The 26,389-nt window shown below is 52.7% G+C and carries 22 protein-coding genes and 1 tRNA gene; 6 read left to right on the forward strand and 17 right to left on the reverse strand.

Annotated elements, in window-relative coordinates:
• Nucleotides 1-95: 95 nt before the first annotated feature.
• Nucleotides 96-386, forward strand: a complete 291-nt coding sequence (locus ACQUTI_RS21040; RefSeq protein WP_004153693.1) for a PerC family transcriptional regulator — start codon at nucleotides 96-98, stop codon at nucleotides 384-386.
• Nucleotides 387-1,087: 701 nt separating this feature from the next.
• Here the strand turns inward: ACQUTI_RS21040 and ACQUTI_RS21045 are convergent.
• The 7 genes from ACQUTI_RS21045 to aspA form a co-directional block, all read right to left on the reverse strand.
• Nucleotides 1,088-1,163 (reverse strand) — tRNA-Phe (locus tag ACQUTI_RS21045).
• A gap of 115 nt (nucleotides 1,164-1,278) precedes the next feature.
• The gene (locus tag ACQUTI_RS21050) at nucleotides 1,279-3,366 is read right to left on the reverse strand and encodes a DUF1176 domain-containing protein (protein WP_004206401.1); all 2,088 of its coding nucleotides are present in this window, start codon (nucleotides 3,364-3,366) and stop codon (nucleotides 1,279-1,281) included.
• A 67-nt stretch (nucleotides 3,367-3,433) separates the two neighbouring features.
• Nucleotides 3,434-4,009 (reverse strand): transcriptional regulator, encoded by a 576-nt coding sequence (locus ACQUTI_RS21055; protein ID WP_032426201.1) that lies wholly within the window; start codon nucleotides 4,007-4,009, stop codon nucleotides 3,434-3,436.
• A gap of 35 nt (nucleotides 4,010-4,044) precedes the next feature.
• Nucleotides 4,045-5,841, reverse strand: coding sequence for a protein-disulfide reductase DsbD (locus ACQUTI_RS21060; RefSeq protein ID WP_048322721.1), 1,797 nt, complete (start codon nucleotides 5,839-5,841; stop codon nucleotides 4,045-4,047).
• Nucleotides 5,817-6,140: a divalent cation tolerance protein CutA gene (cutA, locus tag ACQUTI_RS21065; RefSeq protein ID WP_004206404.1), complete on the reverse strand. Its 324-nt coding sequence runs from the start codon at nucleotides 6,138-6,140 to the stop codon at nucleotides 5,817-5,819. The genes ACQUTI_RS21060 and cutA overlap by 25 nt, the downstream gene beginning before the upstream one ends.
• Nucleotides 6,141-6,264: 124 nt before the next feature.
• Nucleotides 6,265-7,566 (reverse strand): anaerobic C4-dicarboxylate transporter, encoded by a 1,302-nt coding sequence (locus tag ACQUTI_RS21070; protein ID WP_017900073.1) that lies wholly within the window; start codon nucleotides 7,564-7,566, stop codon nucleotides 6,265-6,267.
• 114 nt (nucleotides 7,567-7,680) lie between these two features.
• Nucleotides 7,681-9,117 (reverse strand): aspartate ammonia-lyase, encoded by a 1,437-nt coding sequence (gene aspA, locus ACQUTI_RS21075; RefSeq protein ID WP_002885424.1) that lies wholly within the window; start codon nucleotides 9,115-9,117, stop codon nucleotides 7,681-7,683.
• Between the two features lie 337 nt (nucleotides 9,118-9,454).
• On the opposite strand from aspA, the gene ACQUTI_RS21080 reads away from it, so the two are divergent.
• On the forward strand, nucleotides 9,455-9,931 hold the full coding sequence (locus ACQUTI_RS21080) for an FxsA family protein (RefSeq protein WP_004206407.1): 477 nt from the start codon (nucleotides 9,455-9,457) through the stop codon (nucleotides 9,929-9,931).
• Nucleotides 9,932-9,981: 50 nt separating this feature from the next.
• Here the strand turns inward: ACQUTI_RS21080 and yjeH are convergent, their stop codons facing one another.
• A complete protein-coding gene (gene yjeH / locus ACQUTI_RS21085; RefSeq protein WP_004206408.1) occupies nucleotides 9,982-11,232 on the reverse strand; it encodes an L-methionine/branched-chain amino acid transporter in 1,251 nt (416 codons plus the stop codon).
• Nucleotides 11,233-11,465: 233 nt separating this feature from the next.
• Between yjeH and ACQUTI_RS21090 the strand changes: the two genes are divergently transcribed.
• From ACQUTI_RS21090 to ACQUTI_RS21100, 3 genes are all read left to right on the forward strand, one after another.
• Nucleotides 11,466-11,759 (forward strand): co-chaperone GroES, encoded by a 294-nt coding sequence (locus ACQUTI_RS21090; RefSeq protein ID WP_004152420.1) that lies wholly within the window; start codon nucleotides 11,466-11,468, stop codon nucleotides 11,757-11,759.
• 37 nt (nucleotides 11,760-11,796) lie between these two features.
• Nucleotides 11,797-13,443 (forward strand): chaperonin GroEL, encoded by a 1,647-nt coding sequence (gene groL, locus ACQUTI_RS21095; protein ID WP_002885441.1) that lies wholly within the window; start codon nucleotides 11,797-11,799, stop codon nucleotides 13,441-13,443.
• A gap of 258 nt (nucleotides 13,444-13,701) precedes the next feature.
• Nucleotides 13,702-14,055 (forward strand): DUF4156 domain-containing protein, encoded by a 354-nt coding sequence (locus ACQUTI_RS21100; protein ID WP_004206410.1) that lies wholly within the window; start codon nucleotides 13,702-13,704, stop codon nucleotides 14,053-14,055.
• Between the two features lie 54 nt (nucleotides 14,056-14,109).
• Here ACQUTI_RS21100 and yjeJ read toward each other — a convergent pair whose 3' ends face one another.
• From yjeJ to ACQUTI_RS21140, 8 genes are all read right to left on the reverse strand, one after another.
• Entirely contained in the window at nucleotides 14,110-14,973 is an 864-nt protein-coding gene (gene yjeJ / locus ACQUTI_RS21105; RefSeq protein WP_044525175.1) for a YjeJ family protein, read from the reverse strand.
• Nucleotides 14,974-14,987: 14 nt separating this feature from the next.
• Complete coding sequence (locus ACQUTI_RS21110; RefSeq protein WP_044525176.1) at nucleotides 14,988-17,111, reverse strand: peptidase domain-containing ABC transporter; 2,124 nt, start codon at nucleotides 17,109-17,111, stop codon at nucleotides 14,988-14,990.
• The gene (locus tag ACQUTI_RS21115) at nucleotides 17,104-18,390 is read right to left on the reverse strand and encodes an HlyD family secretion protein (RefSeq protein ID WP_023291696.1); all 1,287 of its coding nucleotides are present in this window, start codon (nucleotides 18,388-18,390) and stop codon (nucleotides 17,104-17,106) included. Before ACQUTI_RS21115 ends, ACQUTI_RS21110 begins: the two co-directional genes overlap by 8 nt.
• Nucleotides 18,391-18,492: 102 nt before the next feature.
• Nucleotides 18,493-18,843, reverse strand: coding sequence for a hypothetical protein (locus tag ACQUTI_RS21120; protein WP_043519271.1), 351 nt, complete (start codon nucleotides 18,841-18,843; stop codon nucleotides 18,493-18,495).
• 336 nt (nucleotides 18,844-19,179) lie between these two features.
• Entirely contained in the window at nucleotides 19,180-20,196 is a 1,017-nt protein-coding gene (locus ACQUTI_RS21125) for a fimbrial protein (RefSeq protein ID WP_043519272.1), read from the reverse strand.
• Nucleotides 20,197-20,218: 22 nt separating this feature from the next.
• Nucleotides 20,219-22,762, reverse strand: coding sequence for a fimbria/pilus outer membrane usher protein (locus ACQUTI_RS21130; protein WP_122542104.1), 2,544 nt, complete (start codon nucleotides 22,760-22,762; stop codon nucleotides 20,219-20,221).
• Between the two features lie 35 nt (nucleotides 22,763-22,797).
• Complete coding sequence (locus tag ACQUTI_RS21135) at nucleotides 22,798-23,484, reverse strand: fimbrial biogenesis chaperone (protein ID WP_004206417.1); 687 nt, start codon at nucleotides 23,482-23,484, stop codon at nucleotides 22,798-22,800.
• A gap of 58 nt (nucleotides 23,485-23,542) precedes the next feature.
• Nucleotides 23,543-24,103 carry a fimbrial protein gene (locus tag ACQUTI_RS21140; RefSeq protein ID WP_004206418.1) on the reverse strand — a complete coding sequence of 187 codons (561 nt, stop codon included), beginning with the start codon at nucleotides 24,101-24,103 and terminating at the stop codon, nucleotides 23,543-23,545.
• Between the two features lie 476 nt (nucleotides 24,104-24,579).
• Here ACQUTI_RS21140 and ACQUTI_RS21145 point away from each other — a divergent pair, with 476 nt between their 5' ends.
• Nucleotides 24,580-25,224: a winged helix-turn-helix domain-containing protein gene (locus ACQUTI_RS21145; RefSeq protein WP_044525214.1), complete on the forward strand. Its 645-nt coding sequence runs from the start codon at nucleotides 24,580-24,582 to the stop codon at nucleotides 25,222-25,224.
• Between the two features lie 129 nt (nucleotides 25,225-25,353).
• On the opposite strand, the gene epmB is transcribed toward ACQUTI_RS21145, so the two are convergent.
• Nucleotides 25,354-26,382 (reverse strand): EF-P beta-lysylation protein EpmB, encoded by a 1,029-nt coding sequence (epmB, locus tag ACQUTI_RS21150; protein WP_053810858.1) that lies wholly within the window; start codon nucleotides 26,380-26,382, stop codon nucleotides 25,354-25,356.
• Between the last annotated feature and the right edge of the window lie 7 nt (nucleotides 26,383-26,389).

Genomic DNA, 26,389 nt, shown 5'->3' on the forward strand with positions numbered 1-26,389 from the left:
GAATAGTTTTGTCATAAATTAACTTTACCATGGTATTCCGGCTCACGTGTCGGAATACCATGAGATATCGTGAAAGCATCAGAGGAGCGAGGTGGATGAGAATAAGGGACAGTATTGCGGAGCGGTTAGAAGCCTGCGGGCTCTACCGTCGGGCGGCATCCAGATGGATTGAGGTGATGCAGCGTTGTCTGGACGATGAGGACCGAGAGTGGATCCGTCACCATCGCAATCAGTGTCTGAAAAAGGCGCAACGTCCGCCGGCGCCGAAAGAGGAGTTTGCCGATCTCCACCAGGCGGCTAAAGAGACGCAATATCGCATGGGCATTGCTAAGCCTTATGGCGAAGCGTTCAGACTACCCGGCAAAGGGAAAACCGCCGCCGAATAATACCTTTCTTTATTGCGTTTGCCTGACGGCCTGCGTTTGCGCAGGCGTTTCATTGTCCGTAGGTCCACGCAAGCGCAGCGCCGCCTGGCGATATGCATCAGACGCCGTACCCGCGGTTGTGCCGGATGGCGGCATAAATGCCTTATCCGGCCTACGGGTCCTCCCGCAGGCTCAAACAGCGTAGGCCCACGCAAGCGCAGCGCCGCCTGGCGATATGCATCAGACGCCTTACCCGCGGTTGTGCCGGATGGCGGCATAAATGCCTTATCCGGCCTACGGATCCTCCCGCAGGCTCAAACAGCGTAGGCCCGCGCAAGCGCAGCGCCGCCGGGCGATATGCATCAGACTCCGTACCCGCGGTTATGCCGGATGGCGGCATAAATGCCTTATCCGGCCTACGGGTCCTCCCGCAGGCTCAAACAGCGTAGGCCCGCGCAAGCGCAGCGCCGCTTGGCAGGGATCATAGAGTGGAGTTCGATGAAAAAGTCCGGATGTAGAAAAGCAAAAACCCGCCTTGTGGGCGGGTTCTTTAAATAGTGGTGCCCGTACTCGGACTAACGCCGCAGGCGTTGAACAGCGCGCGTGTCGCGCTGGCCCCGAAGGGGTGAGCCGCTGTGCGGCGAATAATCGAACGCAGTTCGATGAAGAGTCCGGCTACAGAAAAGCAAAAACCCAGCCATAGGCTGGGTTCTCTGAATAAGTGGTGCCCGGACTCGGAATCGAACCAAGGACACGGGGATTTTCAATCCCCTGCTCTACCGACTGAGCTATCCGGGCAACGGGGCGCATTAAACCGTAATCCGCCCACCCCGTCAACCAAATTTCTTAAATTACTTGTCGATTGCTTATCTTTGCGGCAATTCCGCGCTCAAAGGCGCATTTTGACTCAATATCACTGCATGCCGTTATCACCTTGACGGCTTTTCCAGCCGCTGGTGACGGAGATAACGTGACGCAACCCGGAAATCAGGTAATCACCAATCACCTCTTCATCTTCCCGCGGCGAGCTCAGCGTGATTTCCGCATCCACGCCGTGACGATAGGCGCCATGATGGCTGAAAATGGTGCCGATATAACATTTTCCGTTCAGCCACACCGGAATATAGGCCACCGTCTCATAGATATAGTTGACGGCAACGCCGCTGTAGTAGTTGTCCGCCTCGTCGGCGGAGGTGCCGGGCGGAATGGGGCAGATCGGTGCATCGTTGTCGCTGGCGGGCTTATCTTTCAGCAGGTTGCCCTGCATAACCTCCAGCGAGCGCAGCAGATCCGCTTTATCGCCGTCGCTCAGGCTGGGGGTCAGCGGTTGGTCTTTCTCCGGGGAGCGGATGCTGTTCAGCGTATAGCGATAGCGAACCGTCACCGCGGGCGTCTGGCTGGCGGTGCTGAACGGGCGCAGCAGGTAGAGATTATCTTCGCCAAACTGGCCGTTGTACCACAGGGCATACACCTGGCCGTTGATTTTGACCCAGTGGTTCCACTGGTTAGCCCCGCGGCCATTAATGGAAAAGAGGGCGCCGGGCACCCCGGCATCGAAATCGTCGCCATTATCACTGTCGCTACCGTCGACGGCGGCAAAATCATCCTCGCCGCGCCGGAGCACCCCGGTGTAGCTGAAGAGCCCGGTGCCGCCCACGTAGCTGTCGATGATCAGATCGCGTTTGCCGTCGCCGTCGAGGTCGATAAGCGTAAAGCTGACTTTGCCGTTTTCTGAATCTGCGCTAATTGCGGAGCGCAGAAACGCCTGCCACTCGTCATCGCTGATATCCGGGGACGGTTTGCTGGTCGTCACCAGGCTGTCATCGGCGTAAGTGAGGGTGAAGTCGGTAATATGGCCGGTTAACGGAAACTGCTCGGCGACCCGGTTCAGCGCCAGTTCGGGATCGCTTTTTTGCGCCTTCAGCACCGCGTTATACAGCGTTCGCAGGGCCAGGTTATCCGCCTCTTTCTGCTGCTTCGGGATCACCTGGCTGACAAAGGTCGGCAGCATCCAGGTACCGCCCGGGGTGATTTCCCGGCACATACCGGTGCTGTACTTCAGGCTGGGAACGAAGGTCTTACCCTCCCAGACCCGCGTCTCGCCGGTTACGCAGTCGGCCATGCCCCGCTCTTTATGCAGGAAGACCAGCGTGCCGTTGGCGTAGCTGGAGGCCTCGGTAGTGAGCAGCCGCGGTTTGCTCAACTGGGCGTTATCGACCAGCCACAGGGCATAGCCGTCGTTATAGGGCGCTCGCCAGCAGAGCGCCTGCGCCAGCGAATGGGTTTTATCCAGCGCGGTAAGGGTAATCTGGCGCTCTGCCGCCGAAATGGCCGGGTTCTGCCAGTCTTCACAGCGCTGATTCAGCAGCGGCGTCAGGGAGGGCAATAGCTTCTGGCGCTGGAGCATGTTTAGCGGTACAGGCTGCGCGTTGTGGATCACCGGCGCGGCGATGATTTCCGGGGCGGGGGCGGCGGGCAAAATGGCGTCGTCGCCCGCATCGCCTTTATCCAGCAGCGCATCGGCGGTGCCGGTTCGTCGCTGAAACGCATCCATTTTACGCAGCACTTCGCGGCTGCCAGCGCTGGAAAGCAGCATGTGCTGGCCGTTAAGGGCGAATTCGATTTTACGCTGGTTCGCCAGGGCCTGCAGCACGGCGGATGTCTGATCGCTGTCCAGACGGAAGTGGCTGTCATCCACGGCATCCAGCGAGCCGAGGTCCCGGTCGTCGATCAGCAGGCTGGCGGTGGAGTCGGCGGGGATATCGTGTTCGATCTGCGCGAAGGTGACCGTGGCGGTGGGATGCTGTTCGCTGCCCGCGTTGCGGGTCAACAGCACGCTAACCTCGCCCATGCGGTCGCCGTAACCCGCCGCCCGGCAGGTGCCGGTGTTATCGCAGGCGAGCTCCCAGTCTTTTTGCGCAAAGGAAAAACCTTGCAGGGGAGCCGCCAGCAGGGGCGTAGAACACAGCCCCAGCCAGACAGCCCAGAAGAACGCGCGCATATCAATCCCTGTCAGCAATCAGTGAGGGGGAAATTATAGGCGCGACATGGCGGTTAGGATATCAGAATCAGGTTAATGCCCCGCCCATACGGCACTGGGCGAAGCGCAGAATATCTTCTGCCAGCCGCCGCGCCGTATCGACATCCGTCTGGCTACGTTTGATCAGCAGGCGGCTCAGACAGCCCTCGACAATCAGCTCCATCTGCTTGGCGACCATTTCCGGATCATCCACCTCCAGCTGGGTCAGCAGCTCATGGGTGTAGGCCAGCGAAGCCTGCTTCTGCTGTTCCGCCAGCTGGTGAATCGGGTGCTGGGCATCCGGATAAAAGGTGCAGGCGGCGATAAACAAACAGCCGGGGTAACGCTGATTGCTGACGCAGGTGGTGAGTGCGCTATAGCGTGCTAGCAGCTTTTGCTCTGCGCTTAAGGTGTCGTCCAGCAGCAGCTGACGGCGCCAGGCATCCACCTGTTGGCTCAGATAGCGAAGCGCGTCATACAGCAGCGCTTCACGATCGGGCCAGAAGCGTTTCAGGTCGCTCGTCGGACAGGACACGCGCTCAGCGACCATCTCCAGCGACGTGTTGGCGATACCTTCAATTTCAAGAATTTTAATGGCTTCTGCCAGGACGTCTTCACGCAGCACGGTGTTCTCCTCCATCTTTCCTCCTAAAGTGTCGCTCATGCTTGCCAATCGCGCAAATGGGCGCTGAATGCCGCAGCATCCATAAAGCCGGTGACTCGCCGGTCGGGCTGTTCCTGACCCTGCGCGTTGAAGAACAGAATCGTCGGCAGACCGAGCACCTGCAGGCGCTTCAGCAGCGCGGCGTCTTGCGGACTGTTCTTCGTCACATCAACCTGTAATAACACGACGCCTTTCAGCGCCTGCTGCACGTCAGGTGAGCTAAAGGTGTATTTTTCAAACTCTTTGCAGGCCACGCACCAGTCGGCGTAGAGATCGAGCATCACCGGCTGACCTTTTGCCTGCGCCAGCGCCCGGTCAAGCTCGGCCACCGAGCTGACGCGGGTGAAGGCCAGGTGCGCCTGCTGCTCGAGCGCCGGGGCGCCAAACGCCCAGTCCTGCAGGGGACGGGCGCTGACCAGCGCGGCGGCAAGAAGAATGATTTGCACCAGCCGCATCCACGGCCGGGTGGCGCCCAGCGAGGTGATAAACGCCCAGCTGAAGAAGGCGATACCGAGCATTGACCACAGACGTAATCCCCACTGGTCGCCGAGTATGCGCTCCAGCAGGAAAACGGGCAGAGCCAGGATCACGAACCCGAAGGCGGTCTTCACATGGCCCATCCATGGCCCGCTCTTCGGCAGCAGACGGTTGCCAAACACGGTGACGAGGATCAACGGCAGGCCCATGCCCAGCGCGTAGAGGTACAACGTGCCGCCGCCCAGCCACAGATTACCGCTCTGGGCGATATATAACAGGATGGCGCTCAGCGGCGCGGTGGTGCAGGGGGAGCAGATCAGCCCGGCAATAGCGCCCATCGCAAAGACTCCGCCGGGCGATCCGCCCTGGCGTTTATTGCTGAGCAGCGCCAGCCGCGTCTGCAGCGAGGAGGGCAGCTGCAGCGTAAACAGGCCGAACATGGAGAGGGCCAACAGTATAAACACCGCCGACAGGCCCACCAGCACATACGGGTGCTGCAGGGCCGCCTGGAACTGCAGCCCGGCGGCGGCCACCACCAGCCCCAGCGCGGTGTAGGTTAAGGCCATCCCCTGGACATAAATAAAGGCCAGCAGCAGGGCGCGCGCGGTGGAAAGCCGCTGTTTGCCGCCCAGCACGATGCCGGAAATCAGCGGGTACATCGGCAGCACGCAGGGGGTGAAGGCGATACCAATGCCTATCAGCAGCGCCCACAGGGCGGTGAAAGGCAGGCGGGCGGGGGCGTCAGCTGGCGGCGCAGAGGCAGGCGCAGGTGAAGTGGCGATCTCCGGGGACGGACGCGGCTCAACCGGCAGCGGCGGGTTGAACACCGGACGACTGCTCGGCGGCGGCGCAGGGTCAATGGTGGACGCCTGGCCATCTGCCGAAGCCGCCAGCACGGCGCTCAGCGGGATCACTTTGGTCTCCGGCGGATAACAGAATCCGGCATCGGCGCAGCCCTGCCAGGTGACGGTGAGAGTGGCGTCTTTGTCCGCCTGCTTCACCGTGACCGGAACGGTCAGGCGCTGGCGAAAGATCTCGCTTTTGCCGTAAAACTCATCCTCGTGCCACTCGCCCGCCGGCAGTGCCGGTTCGTCGAGAGTCGCCCCGGCGGCGCGGAAGGTAAACTGTTGACGATAAAGATAATAACCATCCTTGATTTGCCAGCTCAGGTTGAGGTCATGCTGTTGCTGCTGAAAGTCAAAGGCGAAGGCCTGGTCAGCAGGCACGAAGTTCGAGCGCCCCGGTGCGTCGAATAACCCGGCGGTGGCTGACGCGCTGCACAGCAGCAGGATCAGCGTAATGATGCGGTAAGCCATGAGAGGTAATCGTTGTCTCCATACGTGACGGGCAGAACCAGCAGTTCAGGGGTTTGATACGGGTGGTGAGACTTCAGGCAGTCCAGCAGCGCCTGCTGATGGGCAAGATCGGTTTTGAGCAGCATCTGAACTTCATACTCCTGCTCCAGCTTCCCTTCCCAGTAATAGAGCGAGGTGGCCCCCGGCAGGAGCGTGGCGCAGGCGGCCAGCTTTTCCGCCAGCGCTTTCGCCGCCAGATCCTGGGCGGTTGCTTCATCCGGCGCGGTACAGAGCACAACAACAGCATCAGGCGTAGTCATCATGAACCTCGTATCAGCGAAAAGAGGCACTATAGCATGCAAGATGCGGGGATATTAGCGTCACGAGCGGGGAATGGGAGGGAAACGGGCAGCGGGCCCGCGCGGGGCCCGCTGCCGACGGCATTTACAGCATAATCCCGCCGAAGATGAAACCCAGGATCACGCACAGGGTGATAGCGATAACGCCGGGGATCAGGAAGGCGTGGTTAAAGACATATTTACCAATGCGGGTTGAGCCGGTGTCGTCCATCTCCACCGCCGCCAGCAGGGTCGGGTAGGTGGGCAGGACGAACAGCGCCGAGACCGCGGCAAAGGAGGCAATCGCCGTCAGCGGGCTGACGCCCAGCAGCAGCGCGGCGGGCATCAGCGCTTTGGTGGTGGCCGCCTGCGAGTAGAGCAGCGTGGCGGCGAAGAACAGCACCACCGCCAGCAGCCACGGGTAGTTTTGCAGCAAGTCGCCGGCCACGGCCTGGATGTCGCTGATATGCGCTTTAACGAAGGTATCCCCCAGCCAGGCGACGCCGAGCACGCAGACGCAAGCGCTCATCCCGGACTTAAAGGTACTGGCATTGAGCACTTCGCCGGTGTCGATTTTGCAGGTGATGCTGATCAGGGTGGCGATGGTCAGCATAAACACCACGATCGCCTCGTTACGCGGTAGTACAGGGTTTTTGATCAGGCCGACGGTATCGCTGATGGCCGTAGCGTAGAACATCACCGCCACGATGCCGATCAGAAACAGCAGAACGGAACGTTTGGCGTGCGGCTTCAGTTCAAATACCTGGCTGCCGCGTAGACTGACTTCACCCTTGGCCAGCCGCTCCTGGTAAACAGGATCGTCTTTCAGCTCGCAGCCGAGGAAGTTGCAGACGATAGCGGTGAGCATTACCGCCAGCAGGGTGACCGGAATACAGATGGCCAACAGCATCAGGTAGCTAACGCCCAGCGGCTCCAGGATCCCGGCAAAGAACACCACCGCGGCGGAGATAGGCGAAGCGGTGATCGCTATCTGGGAGGCCACCACCGCAATCGACAGCGGACGGGACGGACGGATGCCTTGCTCTTTGGCCACTTCGGTGATCACCGGCAGCGTGGAGAAGGCGGTATGGCCAGTGCCGGCGAGCACGGTCATAAACCAGGTCACCAGCGGGGCAAGGAAGGTAATATATTTCGGGTGGCGACGCAGCATCCGTTCGGCGAGGCTGACGAGGTAATCCATCCCGCCTGCGACCTGCATGGCGGCGATAGCGGCAATCACCGCCATAATGATTTCAATAACGTCGAAGGGGATCGCACCCGGTTTAATTTGAAAAATAAGCGTCAGGACAAGGACGCCAAGGCCACCAGCAAAGCCGATACCGATGCCGCCGAGCCGGGCGCCGAGATAAATCGCCAGCAGGACAATAACCAGTTCTGCACCAAACATATATGCCTTCCTTGTTTTTTAACAAGTTGATATTGGATTGTTGTATTTTAGTAAAACTAAAAAGCAAAAAGGCATGTCATCGCTGACATGCCTTTGAATGACTATCCGGAAAGATTACTGTTCGCTTTCATCGGTATAACGCTTCGCTTTATAAGCAGGATGCATCAGGTTTTGCGCGGAGAAAATGTCATCCAGCTCCGCCGCCGTCAGCAGCCCACGCTCCAGCACCACTTCCCGCACGCTCTTCCCGGTTTCGGCGCAGATCTTGCCGACGATATCGCCATTGTGGTGGCCGATAAACGGGTTGAGGTAAGTAACGATACCGATGGAGTTATAGACGTAACCTTCGCACACCGCTTTGTTGGCGGTAATGCCGTTGACGCATTTCTCCAGCAGGTTGTAGCAGGCGTTGGTCAGAATATGGATAGATTCGAACATCGCCTGGCCGATCACTGGCTCCATTACGTTCAGCTGCAGCTGCCCGGCTTCGGAGGCCATGGTTACTGTGGTGTCGTTGCCGATCACTTTAAAGCAGACCTGGTTGACCACCTCCGGCACCACAGGGTTAACCTTCGCCGGCATAATAGAAGAACCAGCCTGCAGCTCAGGCAGGTTGATTTCGTTGAGGCCCGCGCGCGGTCCGGAAGAGAGCAGGCGCAGGTCGTTACAGATCTTGGACAGTTTCACCGCCAGGCGTTTCAGCGAGCTGTGGACCATGACGTACGCCCCGCAGTCCGAGGTGGCTTCAATCAAGTCTTCCGCCGGAACGACCGGGAGGTTGCTCACTTCCGCCAGCTTCTGTACCGCCAGCTGTTGATAACCGTCCGGGGTGTTGAGACGTGTGCCGATGGCGGTTGCGCCAAGGTTCACCTCCAGCAGCAGCTCCGCGGTGCGCAGAATGCTTTTGGTCTCTTCATTGAGCAGCACATTGAAGGCATGGAACTCCTGGCCGAGGGTCATCGGCACCGCGTCCTGCAGCTGAGTGCGGCCCATCTTGAGGATGTCCTGGAATTCTACGGCTTTCGCCTGGAAACCTTCGCCCAGTTGCTTAATCGCATCGATTAGTTTGAGGATGGAGGCATACACCGCGATGCGGAACCCGGTCGGGTAGGCATCGTTGGTGGACTGACATTTGTTAACGTGATCGTTTGGGTTCAGATACTGGTATTCACCTTTCTGGTGACCCATCAGCTCGAGGCCGATGTTCGCCAGGACTTCGTTGGTGTTCATGTTTACGGAAGTGCCGGCCCCGCCCTGGAAGACATCGACCGGGAACTGGTCCATGCATTTGCCGTTATTCAGGACTTCGTCACAGGCGGCGATAATCGCATTTGCCGCGCTTTTGGGAATGGTCTGCAGCTCCTTGTTTGCCAGCGCCGCGGCTTTCTTCACCATTACCATGCCGCGCACGAATTCTGGTATGTCGCTGATTTTGCTGTTGCTAATGTAGAAGTTTTCAATCGCTCGCAGAGTATGAACGCCGTAGTAAGCGTCCGCGGGAACTTCCCTGGTGCCCAACAGATCTTCTTCGATACGAATGTTGTTTAACATGTGAACCTTCTTTTCAAGCTGCCAATGAATTCACCAAATACACAGAATATCCAGTATTCAGTATATTTTCTGGCCGACGATTATTTCCTTAACCGGCCCGGTGCCCAAGATCATATGCTGATGATAGCGAATATCAGTAAGCTTGATCACTTATTACATCGCGGGTGTGAGAAGATTTATTAATCTGTGAAATGGGTCACCGCTTTCCTATTCCTGGAAAAAATAAGCATTTCCGCTGATTGAAAAGCCGCTCAGCATCCCCATCTTAGTGGGATGCAATCAGCAAATTGATAACTACGGGGGCCGAACTCGGTGCCTGTCGATGAAGGAGACGCCGGTGCGTTGGATTCCGTTTATTGCCTTTTTTCTTTACGTGTACATTGAGATATCGATCTTTATCCAGGTCGCGCACGTGCTGGGCGTCTTTATGACGCTGATCCTGGTGATCTTTAGCTCGGTGGTGGGGATGTCGCTGGTGCGTAACCAGGGCTTCAAAAACTTCCTGCTGATGCAGCAGAAGATGGCCGCGGGCGAGAGCCCGGCGGCGGAGATGATCAAAAGCGTCTCGCTCATTATCGCTGGCCTGCTGCTGTTGATCCCGGGGTTCTTTACCGATTTCCTCGGCCTGCTGCTGCTTTTGCCCCCGGTGCAGAAGCACCTGACGATGAAGCTGATGCCGCATTTGCGCTTCAGCCGGATGCCGGGCGGCGGCTTCAGCGCCGGGACTGGCGGTGGAGAGACCTTCGAAGGGGAATTCCAGCGCAAGGACGAACAGCGCGACCGTCTGGACCATAAGGACGATCGCCGCGATTAACTTTTATCGGCCCGGTCAGCAGACGCGACCGGGCCGCTTTCTTATTGCGCCTATACGCTGCCTGTCGCCAGCTTGCGTCTCGGTAAAAACAACCACAGCGCCGCCAGCATCACCAGCGCGTACAAACTCTTCCAGCCGACCATCGCCAGCAGCAGCAGACAGAGAATGCTGCCCACCGCCGCCAGCAGCCGATAGCGCCCGCGCAGCAAACGACAGCCCGCCAGCATGCACAGCAGATAGATCATGATGAAAATGCCGTTGGCATAGACGATCAGCGCGTCCAGATTGATATCGAGAAAATAGATACACAAGGTGCTGACCACGCAGGAGCCCAGCACGGCGTTGAGGGCGTTGCGCGGGATCTGCCGCGGCGACAGCCTCGCGAGGTAGCTCTGCGGCTTATGCTGCGCCTGCGACCAGACCAGGCGGGCGAAGCTCTGAATATAGATGTTAAGGCTGGCGAAACAGGCGAGATAGCCGATGACGCAGGCCACCCACAGCGCTTCGACGCCGAACAGGCGGACCACGATATTCGGTAAAGACGCGGCCGCCGCCATCTCCTCGCCAAACGCGTGGAAGTGCAACACCAGCACGGTACAGGCCCAGTAGACCGAGCCGGCAAGCAGCAGGCCTATCATCAGCGCGCGGGGAAAATCGCGCTCGGGATGTTTAAACTCCGAGGCGAGATGGGCAAAGGCTTCCAGCCCGACAAAGCACCAGAACATCACCGACAGCGCGGAGAAGAGCTGGCCGCGGTCGATCGCCGCCGGGGCGGGGAAGGGGATTTGCGCCGGGCTTATTCCGCCGCGCCACCAGACGGCGACGATCAGCGCGACAATCAGCACGGCAACCAGGGTCTGCAGGTTGGCGCTGGAGCTGGCGCCGCGTGAACCGACCCACCAGACGATGGCCAGGGTACCTAGCTCCGCCAGCAACAGCTGCGCATCATGCCAGCCGAACAGCGCCTGGCCGAAGCCAGTGGCGATGTGCAGCGCGGCGGGGAGCCCGACCGGGATAACCGATAAAAATAACCAGCCGGTGACGCTAGCCAGACGTGGGCCAAAGGCCATATCGACAAAGTGGGCCACGCCGCCCGCGCTGGGGAAATGGCGGCCCAGCAGGGCGAAGACGATGGCAATCGGAAAAACAAGGAGGATGAGCAACGGCCATGCCCACAGGCTGTTATCGCCAGCGACCAGCGCCGCAAGCGCCGGGACGGCGAAAACGCCAGTGCCCAGCAGTGAGGTGGAAAGCAACCCGACTCCCTGTCCCAGCCCTAACTCCTGTTTTAAACCACTCATGATTCCATCCTGCGCCAGTAAAAAGAAAGAGAGTATCACAATCGCTTTTCCTTATGACCGGTTGCCCGGTGACGCCGCTTTTTGCGTGCCAGCGCAAAGGTAAAAATTTTTTTTTAATTTTGCCCTTGAAGCCGGAAATGGCCATCCCCATCTCTCTCTGCACTAGCCGGTAAACCGCGTTCGGCCCGGCGTCACCCATAACTGATAATGACTTTCTCGAAGGAGAGCTATCAATGAGTATTCGTCCGTTACATGATCGTGTGATCGTCAAACGTAAAGAAGTTGAAACCAAATCTGCGGGCGGCATCGTTCTGACCGGTTCTGCAGCAGCTAAGTCAACGCGTGGCGAAATCATCGCTGTCGGTAAAGGCCGCATCCTGGAAAACGGGACCGTGCAGCCGCTGGACGTTAAAGTTGGTGACATCGTGATTTTCAACGATGGCTACGGCGTGAAGACTGAAAAGATCGACAACGAAGAAGTACTGATCATGTCCGAAAGCGACATCCTGGCAATTGTTGAAGCTTAATTCGCACGACCCTGAACGAATTTGAGGAATATAAGAAATGGCAGCAAAAGACGTAAAATTCGGTAACGACGCTCGTGTAAAAATGCTGCGCGGCGTAAACGTACTGGCAGATGCAGTTAAAGTGACCCTGGGCCCGAAAGGCCGTAACGTGGTTCTGGACAAATCCTTCGGCGCGCCGACCATCACCAAAGATGGCGTTTCCGTTGCTCGTGAAATCGAACTGGAAGACAAGTTTGAAAACATGGGCGCGCAGATGGTGAAAGAAGTTGCCTCTAAAGCGAACGACGCGGCAGGCGACGGTACCACCACCGCAACCGTGCTGGCGCAGGCCATTGTGAACGAAGGCCTGAAAGCTGTTGCTGCAGGCATGAACCCGATGGATCTGAAACGCGGTATCGATAAAGCGGTACTGGCTGCAGTAGAAGAGCTGAAAGCGCTGTCTGTTCCGTGCTCTGACTCCAAAGCTATCGCTCAGGTAGGTACCATCTCCGCTAACTCTGACGAAACCGTAGGTAAACTGATCGCGGAAGCGATGGACAAAGTCGGTAAAGAAGGCGTGATCACCGTTGAAGACGGTACTGGCCTGGAAGACGAACTGGACGTGGTTGAAGGTATGCAGTTCGACCGTGGCTACCTGTCCCCGTACTTCATCAACAAGCCGGACACCGGCGCCGTTGAGCTGGAAAGCCCGTTCATCCTGCTGGCTGACAAAAAAATCTCCAACATCCGCGAAATGCTGCCGGTTCTGGAAGCTGTAGCGAAAGCGGGCAAACCGCTGGTTATCATCGCTGAAGACGTTGAAGGCGAAGCGCTGGCGACCCTGGTGGTTAACACCATGCGCGGCATCGTTAAAGTGGCTGCGGTGAAAGCGCCGGGCTTCGGCGACCGTCGTAAAGCCATGCTGCAGGATATCGCTACTCTGACCGGAGGTACCGTTATCTCTGAAGAGATCGGTATGGAGCTGGAAAAAGCAACTCTGGAAGACCTGGGCCAGGCGAAACGCGTGGTTATCAATAAAGACACCACCACCATCATCGATGGCGTTGGCGAAGAGTCCGCAATCCAGGGCCGTGTTGCTCAGATCCGTAAGCAGATCGAAGAAGCAACCTCCGACTATGACCGTGAAAAACTGCAGGAACGTGTCGCTAAACTGGCTGGCGGCGTGGCAGTAATCAAAGTCGGTGCAGCTACCGAAGTTGAAATGAAAGAGAAAAAAGCACGCGTCGACGACGCCCTGCACGCAACCCGTGCTGCGGTTGAAGAAGGCGTGGTGGCTGGCGGCGGCGTAGCGCTGGTTCGCGTTGCTGCGAAACTCGCTGGCCTGACCGGTCAGAACGAAGATCAGAACGTCGGTATCAAAGTTGCGCTGCGCGCAATGGAAGCGCCGCTGCGTCAGATCGTGTCCAACGCCGGTGAAGAGCCGTCTGTTGTCGCGAACAACGTGAAAGCAGGCGACGGTAACTACGGTTACAACGCGGCAACTGAAGAATACGGCAACATGATCGACTTCGGTATCCTGGACCCAACCAAAGTAACCCGTTCTGCACTGCAGTACGCGGCTTCCGTGGCTGGCCTGATGATCACCACCGAGTGCATGGTGACCGACCTGCCGAAAGGCGACGCGCCTGATTTAGGTGCTGCTGGCGGCATGGGCGGCATGGGCGGTATGGGCGGCATGATGTAATCGTGCGCTATACAGCATAAAAAAGCAGAAACCCCTGGCCAGCAATGGCTGGGGGTTTTTCTTTTGGTGCGCTTTTTAGTATAAGGCTTATACATAAAATCATTTAAGCTGTATCAGAGCGGCAAGCACCTTCGTATCGGAAGCGACTGACAAGCGCGACCGGGTAAGGAATGAAAGCGGCTCATGCCGACGCAGTTTGAAGGATGACAGGTTTACATCCGGGCCAGTGCGTCCAGCTCATCGATCATGGGGAATAACATGCAGGTAAAATATTTAGCAGGGATTGCCGGCGCAGCCTTACTGTTAGCAGGTTGCAGTTCCAGCAATGAATTAACCTCTGCCGGCCAGAATGTGCGTTTTGTACAGGAGAAGCCGGGCGCAGAGTGTCAGCTGTTAGGGACCGCGACGGGTAAACAGAGTAACTGGCTCTCCGGCCAGAATGGCGATGAGGGTGGCTCCATGCGCGGTGCGGCTAACGCCCTGCGTAACCAGGCGGCAGCCATGGGCGGCAACGTGATTTATGGCGTCAGCAGCCCGACGCAAAATCTGTTGTCGAGCTTTGTGCCCACCGACAGCGAGATGAACGGCCAGGTATATAAGTGCCCGAACTGATGCGCGATGCCTCTCTCTGCGAGCGTAGAGAGAGGCGTGACCGGTAGAAGAGGGTCAGGCGTTAAGCTCCGCTTTCTTCTCCAGATAGAAGGCATGCAGGGGACGCAGACACTCTTCCAGGCTGAGCATTCTTCCTGGCTGGGAAGGAATAATGGTACTGAAGATTTGGCATGGCGCCAGCGCCGTGTGCATCGCCTTAAGCTTGGGGCTTTTCTCAATAAGGCGTACTACCACGCTGTTTTCCATTTCAGATAAATGTGGCGCACTGGTTTTTACCACCGCTCCGGAGACAATTTTCTTGCCTTCGTCCGTCTCGCAGCAATAGAGCACGCCCAGATAATGGGAAAACAGGTTTAGCTTCCATTCTTCCTGGGGATACTGCTGGTAATCAATATTCGGCTGAGTAGTTAAGTCGACGCTGTAGCACATTAAAAAATCCATATTTGAACTTAAATACTGGATAAGTTCCTGATCGCCGACTGTTTTTAATGCCTGTTGAATACCGATTATCAGGGCTTCAACCTGTCGGTCATCAATAGTTAACGTCTTAATTTGCTCATCCTGAAATACCAGGATCAGCGTTGACTGCGTTTCGCCAGGTTTAAGCGTAATAGACATTATACGCCGCTCAGGAGAAGGCTGTTGTATTTCAGCCATTTCTACCGTGGGGATATGGGTTACGAGTGTTTCGTTATAAGCGATAATCTCATCTTTGTAAGCCTCGCCTTTATTTTCAAGTCGCTGAAAAATTAAGGCCATTCTACTTTGCAATATCAGAAGCAGGTCGGATAATACGGGTGCCTGAAGATAGAAAATCTCACAGGTATCATTCGCTTTCTTGACCTTAAGTAACAGCGCCAGGAAACGCTCTTCAAAAGTAATTCCTGCAGTATTAAAACCAATAAACGTTCCTTGCATAATCTTCTCCTTTATTAAGCGGTAGCCATCGACTTCGATTGTGAGAGGTCAATAACGCGATCGGCTGATGCAATGGTTGATGGCCGGTGCGCGACAATAATTCGGGTGATACTTAACGCTGAAATCGACTGATTGATGACCGACTCATTTCTGAGATCCAGGTGACTAGTTGCCTCATCCATAAACAGAATACTCGGTTTACGGTACAAAGCACGAGCGATCAGGATACGCTGCTTTTGACCGCCGGAAATGCCCAGCCCCAGTTCGCCGACAATGGTTTCGTATCCCATCGCCATCTTCATGATTTCATCATGGATGTTGCAATGTTTGGCACATTCCATTACGAATTCCAAATCGGGGTTATCATCAAAACCACTGATATTATCGATAAGTGAACCTGAAAAGAGACGATCCTCCTGAAGTACGCAGGCGATACCGAGACGATAGTTATTTAAACCAATTTTTTGAATCTCCAGATTATCCGCCAGTATTTCGCCGGAGTCAGGTGAAAGCAAACCGCACATGACTTTCAACAGCGTGGTTTTGCCAACGCCAGATGGGCCAATTAGCGCGACAGACTCGCCTGGGGCAACCGTTATATTCAGATTGGTAAAAATAGGTTGTGAAAAAGGATCGTATTGATAACTCAGGTTCCTGACTTCAAGTTTCACGCCGGTGTTTGCTGTAAACACACGTCGGGATGGAAGTTCTTTTTCCGGTTCGCTAAAGGCGATTTCAGATAGACGTTCATTATGAAGCGAGAGCATACGAAGCTGCATCACCAAATCAATGAGATTCGATGCACGTTGAGAAAACTGGCCTCGATAAGCATTAAATGCCATAAACATACCGAGCGTCATCTCATTATCAATTACCATAATGGCACCCAACCACAGTACCACCACCTGATCGATAGAGGTGATAAAGGTATTAATCCCACCAAACATCATATCAAAGCGAGTTTGCTTAATACCTGCGTTACTGGCATCAACGTTAAGATTCAGCCAATGCTGCGAGCGACGTTCTTTTAAATTTAATGCTTTGATCGTGGAAATGCCATAAAGTGATTCCATAAAGTGAGAGTTAGCACGCGCCCCTTTAACGACCTGCTCTTCCGTTACGCGCCGATAAAAACTATAGGTAGCGAAGCGCATAATCGCATAGCAGACGGTAAAGCCAATGACGACCCAGACTAACCAGCCGCCATATAATGTCAGCATGACTAACAAACCGATCGTCATTATCGAATCGATGATGCCAGTGACGATACTGTTGGTAAAAATTGAACGAATGGTATCCAGAGACGAGAAACGAGACTGGATATCACCTAAGTGTCTTTTCTCGAAAAAAGATAATGGCAAACTTGCCAAGTGATCGAATAGCGTTGTTTTCCATTGAATGTTTGTCAATGTATTCAACGTTAACGACGTCCATGCTCGGAGCATGCTAATAAACGTGCGGAATAGCGTAAAAAATATTAAACCAATACAAATAACAGAGAGTAAACTTTCATCGTGCGCCATAATGACATGGTCAGTTACTAACTGTGTACCAATAGGCAACAGGAGGCCAATCGCTTCTACCACAACAGAGAAAGCAAAGATCTTAATCAGCGCCGATTTTAAACCAACAATTTTATGCATTAAATCCAGGAGTCGTAAACGGGATTTCGCCTCCTCTTGTTGGAAGTTATGGTCAGGCCAGAGTTCAAGCGCAACGCCGGTAAAATTATTTGACATCTCACTGATGCCAATGATTCGTTTACCCAGCGCGGGATCGTGAATCACAAATCCGTTTTTCTTTACTTTTGTAAGGACTACATAGTGGTTCATTCCCCAGTGGATGATGCAGGGAAGCTTAAGCTGTTTTATTTCATCGAGGTCGAGCGCTAGCGCACGGTTTTTTAAACCAGCCTGCTCGGCTGTTTTGCTTAGAGACAGCAGTGAGGAGCCCTGTGAGGGGCTACCGAATCGTTGACGAAAATTAAATAAATCGATATTTAACCCATAATAACCACAGACCATCGCCAGACAGGCAACTCCACATTCCGATGATTCTGACTGTAGAATAACAGGCGTTTTGTTAACCAGAGAAAAATTTAGTTTTGCAACAATGGTTTTGAACAATTCGTTAGTCATGGATTGGCCCAGTAATGCTTTGAGTTATCTTATACACAGGGGTAAACATCCACATATAAAGTGGGCGCTCTTCGAGAAATACAACGGCTTGAGCCTTCAGTCCATTCGAAAGCGAAAGCGTTTTACCATTGTAATTAAAGGTTTTGTTTTCAATTTTGACAATGGTTTTATAGAGTGCCAGTTCCTGCTGGTTCGTTCCATTATTAACATTAGTGTATTCAGACAGTTCCTGTCGGGATGTCGGGACCGAAGATATTGAAAGTATTTTCCCCGGGAATTGCCCAAATTTATCGGATGGGAAAGCATCATAGCGGATGTTAATGACATCACCCGGTTTGACGTAAGGTATGCTATTATTAGGTAACCATAAAATAAGATAATATTCTATATCACCAGTGGGTTTGATTTGCGCTAAACTGCTGCCTTTGTCGACCATTTGTCCTTTTGTTACAGCCAGCGATTCAATGCGTCCTTCTGTGGTTGCTTTAATAATGACATTACCATTGGCATTTGATTCAACCAACTGGTTTTTGTAATCATTAATCTGGTTTTCCTGAGATGATATTTGGTTGTCAAAATCTGCCGTTTTTGTGATTTTATCGCTATTTAACTGGGTTACCTGGGATTCCAGTTGCATTTTCTGACTGACCAAAGACTGATAGGTACTCTGTTGTTGAAAGTATAATGAATGCTGATAGTTATACTGATCTTTGGTGATAAGGCCATCACGAAGATATTTATCGTAACTGGAAAGATTATCATGCATTTTCTTTAAACCAGTCTGCGCATTAACCAGCATGCGGTTAGTTTCTTTTAACGAATCATTGATGGTTTTTAGCTGTTTATCTAAAGATAAGCGAGTTTCTTCTTTATTATGAGAAAGTTTGGTGATGATATCTTCAGCGTTCGCAATCTTTTCATTAATGACTTCTATTTGCGCCGTACTGACGTTGCCTGTTGTTGTATTTCGGGAGATGTCAATTTCATATAAAGACTGTCCTTTGGCGACAAGGTCACCGACTTTTGCATATTGGGAAATAACAAACCCTTGCTGTGGCGCATAAACATTGACAGAATGAGGTAAAGTAATAACTTCCCCACGAACATCAATGCGTTGGGTAAAGGTACAAAATATTGTGGTGGTTATTAGAATGGCTAAAAAGGCAAAAGAAAGTAATGCAATAAGCCATGCTGGAAGCCCTGCTAGCAGCAAAGCCTTTCCTTTCCAGTGATGCTTTTTGTATTCGATCGCTTCCTTGCGATAGATTTTTCTTAACATAATTATCACTTACATAATGAAATGAAAAGGCCCGATATTTCAGGCCCTATTTACTTAGTAAAGAATGTCAACAAAACGTTGAGCAAACAGCTGAGGCGTAAATTAATTGCTCCAGAAGTTTAATGTGCCATCATAAACGGCATCCATTACACCTGTTGCATAATGCAGCGTCATATCCCAGCCAACGATACCCGCAGCAATACCAAAGCAGACGCCACCGAGAATAACCCCGGCAATCATTCCTACACCCTGGCCAATCGAGCCGATACCAAAGATACCGCCGCTTACGCCGCCCCAACGTCCAGCGTAACCTGTACCAAAAATCGCCCCCAGAGAGGCGCCCAGAGCGATGGCGCCTACTTCTTTAGCAGCCCAGGTCATAATATCGGTAAGAGTATCAGTCAGCGCGCCGCCAGAAATCTCTTCCATTTCAAATACAGTTAATTGATGCATGATTAGTCCTTTAACTAAAATTAAAATTATATGTTCATTCCAGACCGGAAGTTGGTCCGCAGAGAAGATAGTCGTTGCTGTAGTATGAATCAACTCAACTTAATGTGAATTGTTGATGAAATTTCAGATTCATTCTGAATCTAATCTAATCTAATTATTTTATAGATTCACAAAGCAATATTAATTTTAGCAAGTTAAATTAAGCTATTATTATGGACGTGACTCAAATGTAGTGCATTACTTTCATCCGTATATATCATAATGCTTTTGATTATGTATGGAAAAATAAAAAAAGGTGGATATCATTATCCACCTTTTATGAGATTATGGTTCTCTTTATTCTTCCTGAACTACTACCTCAAGTATCGCTTTTACATGCCCGGCCGAGACTTCAGCGCTGTTGTCGCTCATTCGGTAATAATCGGCGGTAAAGTTAATTTTTTGCGATGCTTGAGCGCTGGCAATACTGTAGGTCTCTGCGTCATAAAATATAACGGGACTATTGTCTTTTTTGAAGATAATGCCAACGTTGCTTGCTGCTCCGCCTCCTGTTAGCAGATTATCGATGATGCCATTCCCCGCAGGACTGGTGCCACTAACTGGGTTAAACCAATAGTAAAGTTTATTACCAATTGAACCCGCTGGGCATGAAACGTCCATTGTGATAGTTTTCTGTGATGGGGTTGTGCCACCCCGAGGGATTGACATTAATGTATTTTTTTCAATTGTATTTAAGGTGATTTGGCTCGGTCCAGACACAGAAATATCACAGGAGGTCGCCTTATAAGAAATACTCTTGAATTTCAGAGACGCAGTCATTAACAGACGATCTGACGCCCTGGGGTTGGTGCTTAAGTTACCCGCTGAGAATTTAAATACCGGATTGGTACTGACGCCGGATGTATCAATGACAGGTTTTGTTTTTATTAACCATACTGTCATAAATCTGTAGTCATCATTCGACTTTAAAATTGGCACAATCGTAGATTGTGCCACTGCGGGTTTAATTGAACCATGCTTGCTGTCCAGAATATCTGAAAACTGAAAACCAATACCATCAATCCCCGTTTCATAGACCGGTTTTCCCATTATACCCGTGACACCAGAGACCTCGGGTGCGGATGAGGTAATGATATACTGATCACCCATTATCTTGCTGCATTCAAAGGTTTTATAGTGTCCGGTACCAACTTTTTTGGTATACAAAACTGTACCAACGGGTATTGTTGGATCCGTTGCGATTTTAGGACTTAAGTTAAATACTGCTTGCCCATCGGAACCATCATAATCGCATTTGGCAGCTGCTTCACAACAACATAATAATATAGATAGAAAAATCAGTGTTTTTCTCATTCTTTATTGTCCTTGGTCAATATTAGCGACAAATTGTTTCGATTTGACTGATGCCAGCCGCTTTGCCTTCCCTGGCCGGTAAAGTAAAGGAAGCATTGCACTGCTGCGCCGCGCTTTTGCCCCATTGCACGTTAAGTATTCCGGTTTGCTGCAGGCCGGACATATAGACCATCCCGGCGTCGCTGACGATGCCTGGCTGTGCCTGGCTGCTCCCGGCGAGTAACACCATCGCACCATAAGGTACGTCCTGGCCGCTGGCCGTTTTCAGATGGACAAATGCGCGCTGGCCGATATTACCGGCATAATTGGCCCGCACGATGGCGCCGCGTGTCGGAACGACGCTCTGCGTGGTTTCCGGAAGCTCCATATCTTCGCCAAGCGAAGTACTATCGAGGGTGATATCGGTGCGACGATAAGGCGTGACATAAGGTACGATGGCGTAACCACGATAGTCGGTGGTGATGGTGTTATCGTTGGCCAGCTTGACGTTATCCAAACCTGGGGCCTTAACCAGTACGGCGGCATCGGTGATGTCCTGACCAAGCGTGACCCCATCGGCATGAGCGACAATGCTGCCGTTGGCGCCATAGTCTATACGCTCGCTACCGCGATCGTAGCTGTAACCGGCATTGACGCTGCCGCGGGCGCCGTTATAGGTCGCGCGCATATCGCCGCTGTAATATTCCCGGTTGCTGTACCCCTGCTGAAGACTCCAGTCCAGGCTATCGTTATCCAGTCCGACGCCGCCGATGGAAACGGACTGATCGGTAGACCCCGGATTACTGTTGGTTAACTGATAACTGGTATAGGTGCCCGGTAGCCAGTTGCTCAGCGGCAGCGTGACGGTCAGCGAGATACGCTGATCGTCCTGGGCGTCTTTCCCGGAGTTATTCCCGCTCCAGGTATAGCGGTTATAGCTGTACCCGAGGTAATAGTTTACATTGCGGAAGCCACCGTTGTACCCCACGCTGATCGACTTGTTGGTGCGCTTATCGTCCCAGTAATCTTCAATCAATCCACTGATAGACAGACTGCCGAGGCCTTTACCCAGGCTTTGATTCAGCGTCAGATTGGTGCGGTTGCGCAGCGAGCGAGGAGTATACTTGCCATCATTAGAATAGCTATCTAACACTTCAGAGAGGGTATTAAATCCGCGGGTGGAATAGCGGTAGCCAGCGATAGTCACGTTTGTACCGGTTTCGATAATATTTTTCCCGTAACGGACACGCCATGACTGCCCAGAGGTCTTTTCGTCGTCTTTCATTTTTGACCAGGCCTGGGTGACGTCTGCCGAGGCGGCGCCAAGCTCGCCGAGGTTATAGCCGAGGCCTGTTGACAGCGCCTGATAGCGCGATGCGGCCTGCACCCCGCCATAAAGCGTCAGGCTGCTGGAGACACCGTAGGTCGCGGTAGCTTGCGTAAAGGGCGTTTCATCGACCCCGCCGTCGTAAGGACGATATTTACCAGACGTAATTTCATATTCCAGCTGATCTTCACGGACCATCACCGGCAGCGTAGCGAACGGTACGACGAACTCCTGCTTAGAACCGTCGGACTCTTCCACGGTGACGTAAAGGTCGCCGCTACCGCCGCTCGGGTACATATCGGTGATTTCAAACGCGCCAGGCGCCACGTAGGTCTGGTATACCTGGTAGCCGTTTTGTTTAATGAAGACACGGGCGTTGGTTTTGGCGATACCACGGATAATCGGCGCATAGCCGCGCATACTTTCCGGCAACATTGATGTATCGGTGGCCAGTTGAATACCGGTAAACGGTACACTGTCAAAGATGCCTGAGAGTGACGAGCTCTCGCCCATCACCAGGTTACTGTTGATGGGACGAATGCTGCGCTGCATGTAGAGATAGGCTGAGTCCCAATCACCCGCATCGCCGTTGTTTTTATTCCAGGTGCTGAGGTTACGGATACGCCATGGGCCAACGTTGAGGCCAGACTGCAGGTTCAGGCTGTAGTATTCGTCATTGGCCTGCATGTCGTTTGAGCCGCTGAACTGATAGTTCACCAGCAGGGCGTTGATGCCGTCATCAAACTGATCCGGTGGAATATATCCCTGCGCGGTGGTAGATAGTGCCGCCTGCGGAATGGATATATTCAAGCGCTGGACGGTAAAGTCGAAATCCGCTTTGGTATCCGGGATGACTGAAAGATTGGCGCAGCCGTTTTTATCCTCGACCAGTTCGGGAAAGGCTTTAACCCGTACGCCATACTCTGCCAATGTTTTCAGGCTCAAACAGGGCACCAGGGCGGGCTCTCGATTATTCCCAGTGGCACGGCTATTCGCAACAAACTTCATTGTCCTGGTATCCAGATAGCGACCATTAAACATGATATCTACCCGATAATCCCCTGGCGCCTGTGCGTTCTGCGTCTGGAAAATAGATAAGTCGGGAGTGGTTGATGGATCGCTACCATTCAATGAGCTAATGAATGAGGGATCGAAAAAGTCACGTGCTTGCGCTTTATTATTCAAACCAGAAAGCAATGCCGGAAGCATTGCGAGGAAGACCGCGGATAGTTTGAATAATCCATTATTCTTATTTGGCATAGACACATCCCTATAATGATAAAATAAAATTCTTATTACAGCGATGAGGAATAGAGCGATCCTGCTCCGCCATAATCATTAACTACTTTCCAGTTGACGCTGGAGGCATTGATATTTTCTTTTAATGTCACTTCTTTGGTCGTCATTGGAGCGACCGAGTTGACTTCCGGCTTCACTTCTTTGCTACCAATCTGAACACTATGGAAATAGAAGAAAAACGGTGTCGGATTTTTAATCGTCAGTTTTGTGCCTGATTTCCGCCATTCGAGTTTTTTGGCTTCAATGTTTGGAGAAAGGTCGAAAAGTGCTTTTGGACGATAGACCAGACGCATGCGGTGGCGGACCGCCAGTTGAATAGTATTGGCGTTGGCTTTCTCATCGTCCGCCGGCGGGATGGCCATCACGTTAAAATAGTATATGGATTCCCGGTCGTTCGGGGCATTGACGTTTCCGGTAGAAAATAGACGCACGGTATTCTGCTGCTTACCCTCAAGGCGGAATAACGGAGGTGTAGCCATAAAAGAGGGCGTTTTCCCTGCCGGCGCTTCAACCCAGGATTTAATCAGATAAGGGATGTCATCTTTATTTTCGATTTGCGCGGTGATTTCACGCGCACCTTCTTTATAGAGGTAGCGGGTGGACTCAATCACAATACCAGCATGGGCAATACTACTGAGGAGTAATGCACAGGATGCGGTGATATTTAATAAGTTCCTGAACATGGTTTTTCTCTGAATGCGAAAAAGGGCCCGCCGTGAAGCGGAGCCCTTCGGGGAAAAATTAGAGGGTATAATCGATAGTAAAGGTCGCAACACCTTTAACCGGACCTTCGGTAACCGGAGTCGCGGAGTTCACTTTCACATAACCAGTGGTGTACTTCAGCTGAGTGCCGCCAGCTGCAGTGTAGCTTTCGGTCATGAGGTCAGAACCGTCGAAACCTACGCGGTGTGCATCACGTACGCGCTGGATACCGATACCAATGCCGGTAGCGCCGCCAGGTGCGGTGTTGTCCAGGATGTTAGCGTTGCTGGAGGCACCGGTCACATTGACGGTTACAGCAGTAACCGGAGTGGCGCTACCCTGTGCGCAGTCTTTCACGTCAAAACCGAAGTCCTGAGTTTTAAACAGAGCACCAGCCGCTTCAGCATTCGCTTCGGTAGTGGTCACGGTCATCAGCTGAACGATACCGTTGTTCAGGGTACCCGTCGGAGTCACGACGCAAGAGTTAGCTGCATCAGAGACTTCACCCAGTACAGTTACCTGAGCGGTGTTGGTTGCCATTACCTGAGCACTCAGAACTGCAGAAGCAGCGACCATTACAGCTACGATTGTCTTTTTCATTTAATTAATCCATATATAGATACTTAGTCCTGTGTAGAATCGATAACAGTTATCATGGGAATGGAATATGCATTCCTATTGATATTGAAAATAAGCGCCAGCATTCCTTATATAGTGCTGAAACCTACCCTCCTGTGAACGACGCTACAATATCACTTGCCATAGCGAACCATGGAGAAGCGGGGGTAATTTAAAAGTCTGGTGCAAAAAATGCTTGTGAATTCTTGATGAAGCACACGTGAATTTAATAATGACCTTTTCTAATGAGATATTGAGTTAGGTTTAGATAAATTTAATCTGAAAATGTGGCTTTTAAACAAGATAACTATCGCTTGTCATTTTTTATGCGGTATCCTCAAAGCTGAAGTTCAATGTGAACTGACCCCGCTTCTGTCTGAAGCGATAATGTTCACGCCATGGTTTGGCTGGGATTATTTATTTTTGTTATGGATAATAGGGTTGCGTGGGGCAAGGATATGGATGATATTGCATTATTTAATGGCTGTATAATTAATCAGGAAATTATATTTAATGCCAATATGAATGAGCTGCGACCGCTTGCCGGGAATGGGGAGAGCATCAGCCTCAATGCGCCTACCGCCAGATGCTTGCTGCTGCTATTGCAGAATTGCGGCAAAGTGATTTCTCGGGATGAATTTCTGGCGGCTGTATGGGAAACACGGGGTGTGGTAGTTTCGCAAAATACATTTTATCAAAATATCTCTTTGTTGAGAAAATCGCTGCTCAAAGCCGGACTATCTGAGGATATCATTATCACCGTCAGACAAAAAGGCTTTAGCGTCGCCCCGGATACTTTAGTTATCCCGCTCTCGGATGAAGAGTGCGAGAATATGAATCGGGAAAGATTAACGCATTTTCACAGTAGTAAAACTGCTGATGTCATTTTCAATGATACGGGGAAAATTGACCATAAATTAAGTCTTCCACTACCAGTGAATTTAGCAATCCAGGAGAATGATAGGCGGGAAAATAGCGTGAAGGTGGCAGAGAAAGTATCGGAACGATTACATATAACCTTTAAAGTTCCCACCTGGTTAATCGCGCTGATTGTCGTGATGATAGTTATCAATGTTATCGTACTGATCGTGTTACATCGATAATACGCCGCCGCTGGGGTTTATATCGAGAAGGTAACGGTAAAGTGGATTGCCGAGTATGTTAGCCCCAACCTGGCGGTGTATTCATATTAAGATGTCTGCCAGCACGACCTGGCAGACAAGGGAGGGGGGCTAACGCTGCTTCAGTCCTAAATCCAGCGGCGTCTTGCTGGGTTCGCCGCCGATCTCTCGCGCCAGCTTCGGCACCATATAGCCGGAGATGAGGGTCAACAGTTCACGCATGATTTCACGGGCTTCATCATCGCTGACCATAAAGTGTGCCGCCCCTTGTACCCGGTCCAGCACGTGCAGGTAGTAGGGCATTACCCCGGCATTGAACAGCGCATTGCTGAGATCGGCCAGGGTTTGCGCGTTATCGTTCACCCCGCGCAGCAGCACGCTCTGGTTAAGCAGCGTGACGCCCGCCTGACGCAGCATGGCCATCGCCGCGCGAAACTCGCCGTCAATTTCATTAGCGTGATTGACGTGGTTAACCAGGATCACCTGCAGCGACGAACGGTGGAAGCGGCTGACCAGCGTCTCGGTGATGCGCGCCGGGATCACGATCGGCAAGCGGCTGTGAATACGCAGACGCTTAACGTGCGGAATGGCTTCCAGCTGGGTCATTAACCAGTCAAGCTCATGGTCCTTCGCCATCAACGGGTCGCCGCCGGAGAAGATGATTTCATCAAGCTGCGGATGCTCAGCGATATAGTTCATTGCCGTCTGCCAGTTGCGCCTGGTGCCCTGATTTTCGGCATAAGGGAAGTGGCGGCGGAAGCAGTAACGGCAATTGACTGCGCAACCGCCTTTCACCAACAGCAGGGCCCGGTTGCGATATTTGTGCAACAGGCCGGGCACGACGCTGTGCTGTTCTTCCAGCGGATCGGTGGAGTAGCCGGGGGCGACGATAAACTCCTCTTCGGCGGTAAGTACCTGACGAAGCAGCGGATCGTCAGGGTTGCCTTTCTCCATTCTGGCAATAAACGCGCGCGGGACGCGCAGCGGGAACAGGCGTCTGGCCTCACGTCCGGCGAGCAGTTTTTCATCAGCGTCTACATTTAAAAGACGCAGCAGTTCATCAGGACTGGTCACAACATTGGCAAGTTGCGTTATCCAATCTTCTCTGGATGGGGTATTTAGGGTTACAATATGCGCCATTTTGTGG

Origin of the sequence: Klebsiella sp. 7-CIP_Kleb., assembly GCF_050378655.1 — a bacterium.
In the GTDB taxonomy this organism is placed as follows: Bacteria; Pseudomonadota; Gammaproteobacteria; order Enterobacterales; family Enterobacteriaceae; genus Klebsiella; species Klebsiella quasipneumoniae.

Excerpts from the sequence above, each read along its gene's own strand:
- yjeH (WP_004206408.1), bottom strand. The coding sequence starts at position 11,232 with ATGAGTGGTTTAAAACAGGAGTTAGGGCTGGGACAGGGAGTCGGGTTG.
- aspA (WP_002885424.1), bottom strand. The coding sequence starts at position 9,117 with ATGTTAAACAACATTCGTATCGAAGAAGATCTGTTGGGCACCAGGGAA.
- groL (WP_002885441.1), top strand. The coding sequence starts at position 11,797 with ATGGCAGCAAAAGACGTAAAATTCGGTAACGACGCTCGTGTAAAAATG.
- ACQUTI_RS21135 (WP_004206417.1), bottom strand. The coding sequence starts at position 23,484 with ATGTTCAGGAACTTATTAAATATCACCGCATCCTGTGCATTACTCCTC.
- ACQUTI_RS21145 (WP_044525214.1), top strand. The coding sequence starts at position 24,580 with ATGGATGATATTGCATTATTTAATGGCTGTATAATTAATCAGGAAATT.
- ACQUTI_RS21115 (WP_023291696.1), bottom strand. The coding sequence starts at position 18,390 with ATGTTAAGAAAAATCTATCGCAAGGAAGCGATCGAATACAAAAAGCAT.
- ACQUTI_RS21130 (WP_122542104.1), bottom strand. The coding sequence starts at position 22,762 with ATGCCAAATAAGAATAATGGATTATTCAAACTATCCGCGGTCTTCCTC.
- ACQUTI_RS21110 (WP_044525176.1), bottom strand. The coding sequence starts at position 17,111 with ATGACTAACGAATTGTTCAAAACCATTGTTGCAAAACTAAATTTTTCT.
- ACQUTI_RS21140 (WP_004206418.1), bottom strand. The coding sequence starts at position 24,103 with ATGAAAAAGACAATCGTAGCTGTAATGGTCGCTGCTTCTGCAGTTCTG.
- ACQUTI_RS21090 (WP_004152420.1), top strand. The coding sequence starts at position 11,466 with ATGAGTATTCGTCCGTTACATGATCGTGTGATCGTCAAACGTAAAGAA.
- ACQUTI_RS21100 (WP_004206410.1), top strand. The coding sequence starts at position 13,702 with ATGCAGGTAAAATATTTAGCAGGGATTGCCGGCGCAGCCTTACTGTTA.
- ACQUTI_RS21040 (WP_004153693.1), top strand. The coding sequence starts at position 96 with ATGAGAATAAGGGACAGTATTGCGGAGCGGTTAGAAGCCTGCGGGCTC.
- ACQUTI_RS21050 (WP_004206401.1), bottom strand. The coding sequence starts at position 3,366 with ATGCGCGCGTTCTTCTGGGCTGTCTGGCTGGGGCTGTGTTCTACGCCC.
- cutA (WP_004206404.1), bottom strand. The coding sequence starts at position 6,140 with ATGACTACGCCTGATGCTGTTGTTGTGCTCTGTACCGCGCCGGATGAA.
- yjeJ (WP_044525175.1), bottom strand. The coding sequence starts at position 14,973 with ATGCAAGGAACGTTTATTGGTTTTAATACTGCAGGAATTACTTTTGAA.
- ACQUTI_RS21070 (WP_017900073.1), bottom strand. The coding sequence starts at position 7,566 with ATGTTTGGTGCAGAACTGGTTATTGTCCTGCTGGCGATTTATCTCGGC.
- ACQUTI_RS21125 (WP_043519272.1), bottom strand. The coding sequence starts at position 20,196 with ATGAGAAAAACACTGATTTTTCTATCTATATTATTATGTTGTTGTGAA.
- ACQUTI_RS21060 (WP_048322721.1), bottom strand. The coding sequence starts at position 5,841 with ATGGCTTACCGCATCATTACGCTGATCCTGCTGCTGTGCAGCGCGTCA.
- ACQUTI_RS21120 (WP_043519271.1), bottom strand. The coding sequence starts at position 18,843 with ATGCATCAATTAACTGTATTTGAAATGGAAGAGATTTCTGGCGGCGCG.
- epmB (WP_053810858.1), bottom strand. The coding sequence starts at position 26,382 with ATGGCGCATATTGTAACCCTAAATACCCCATCCAGAGAAGATTGGATA.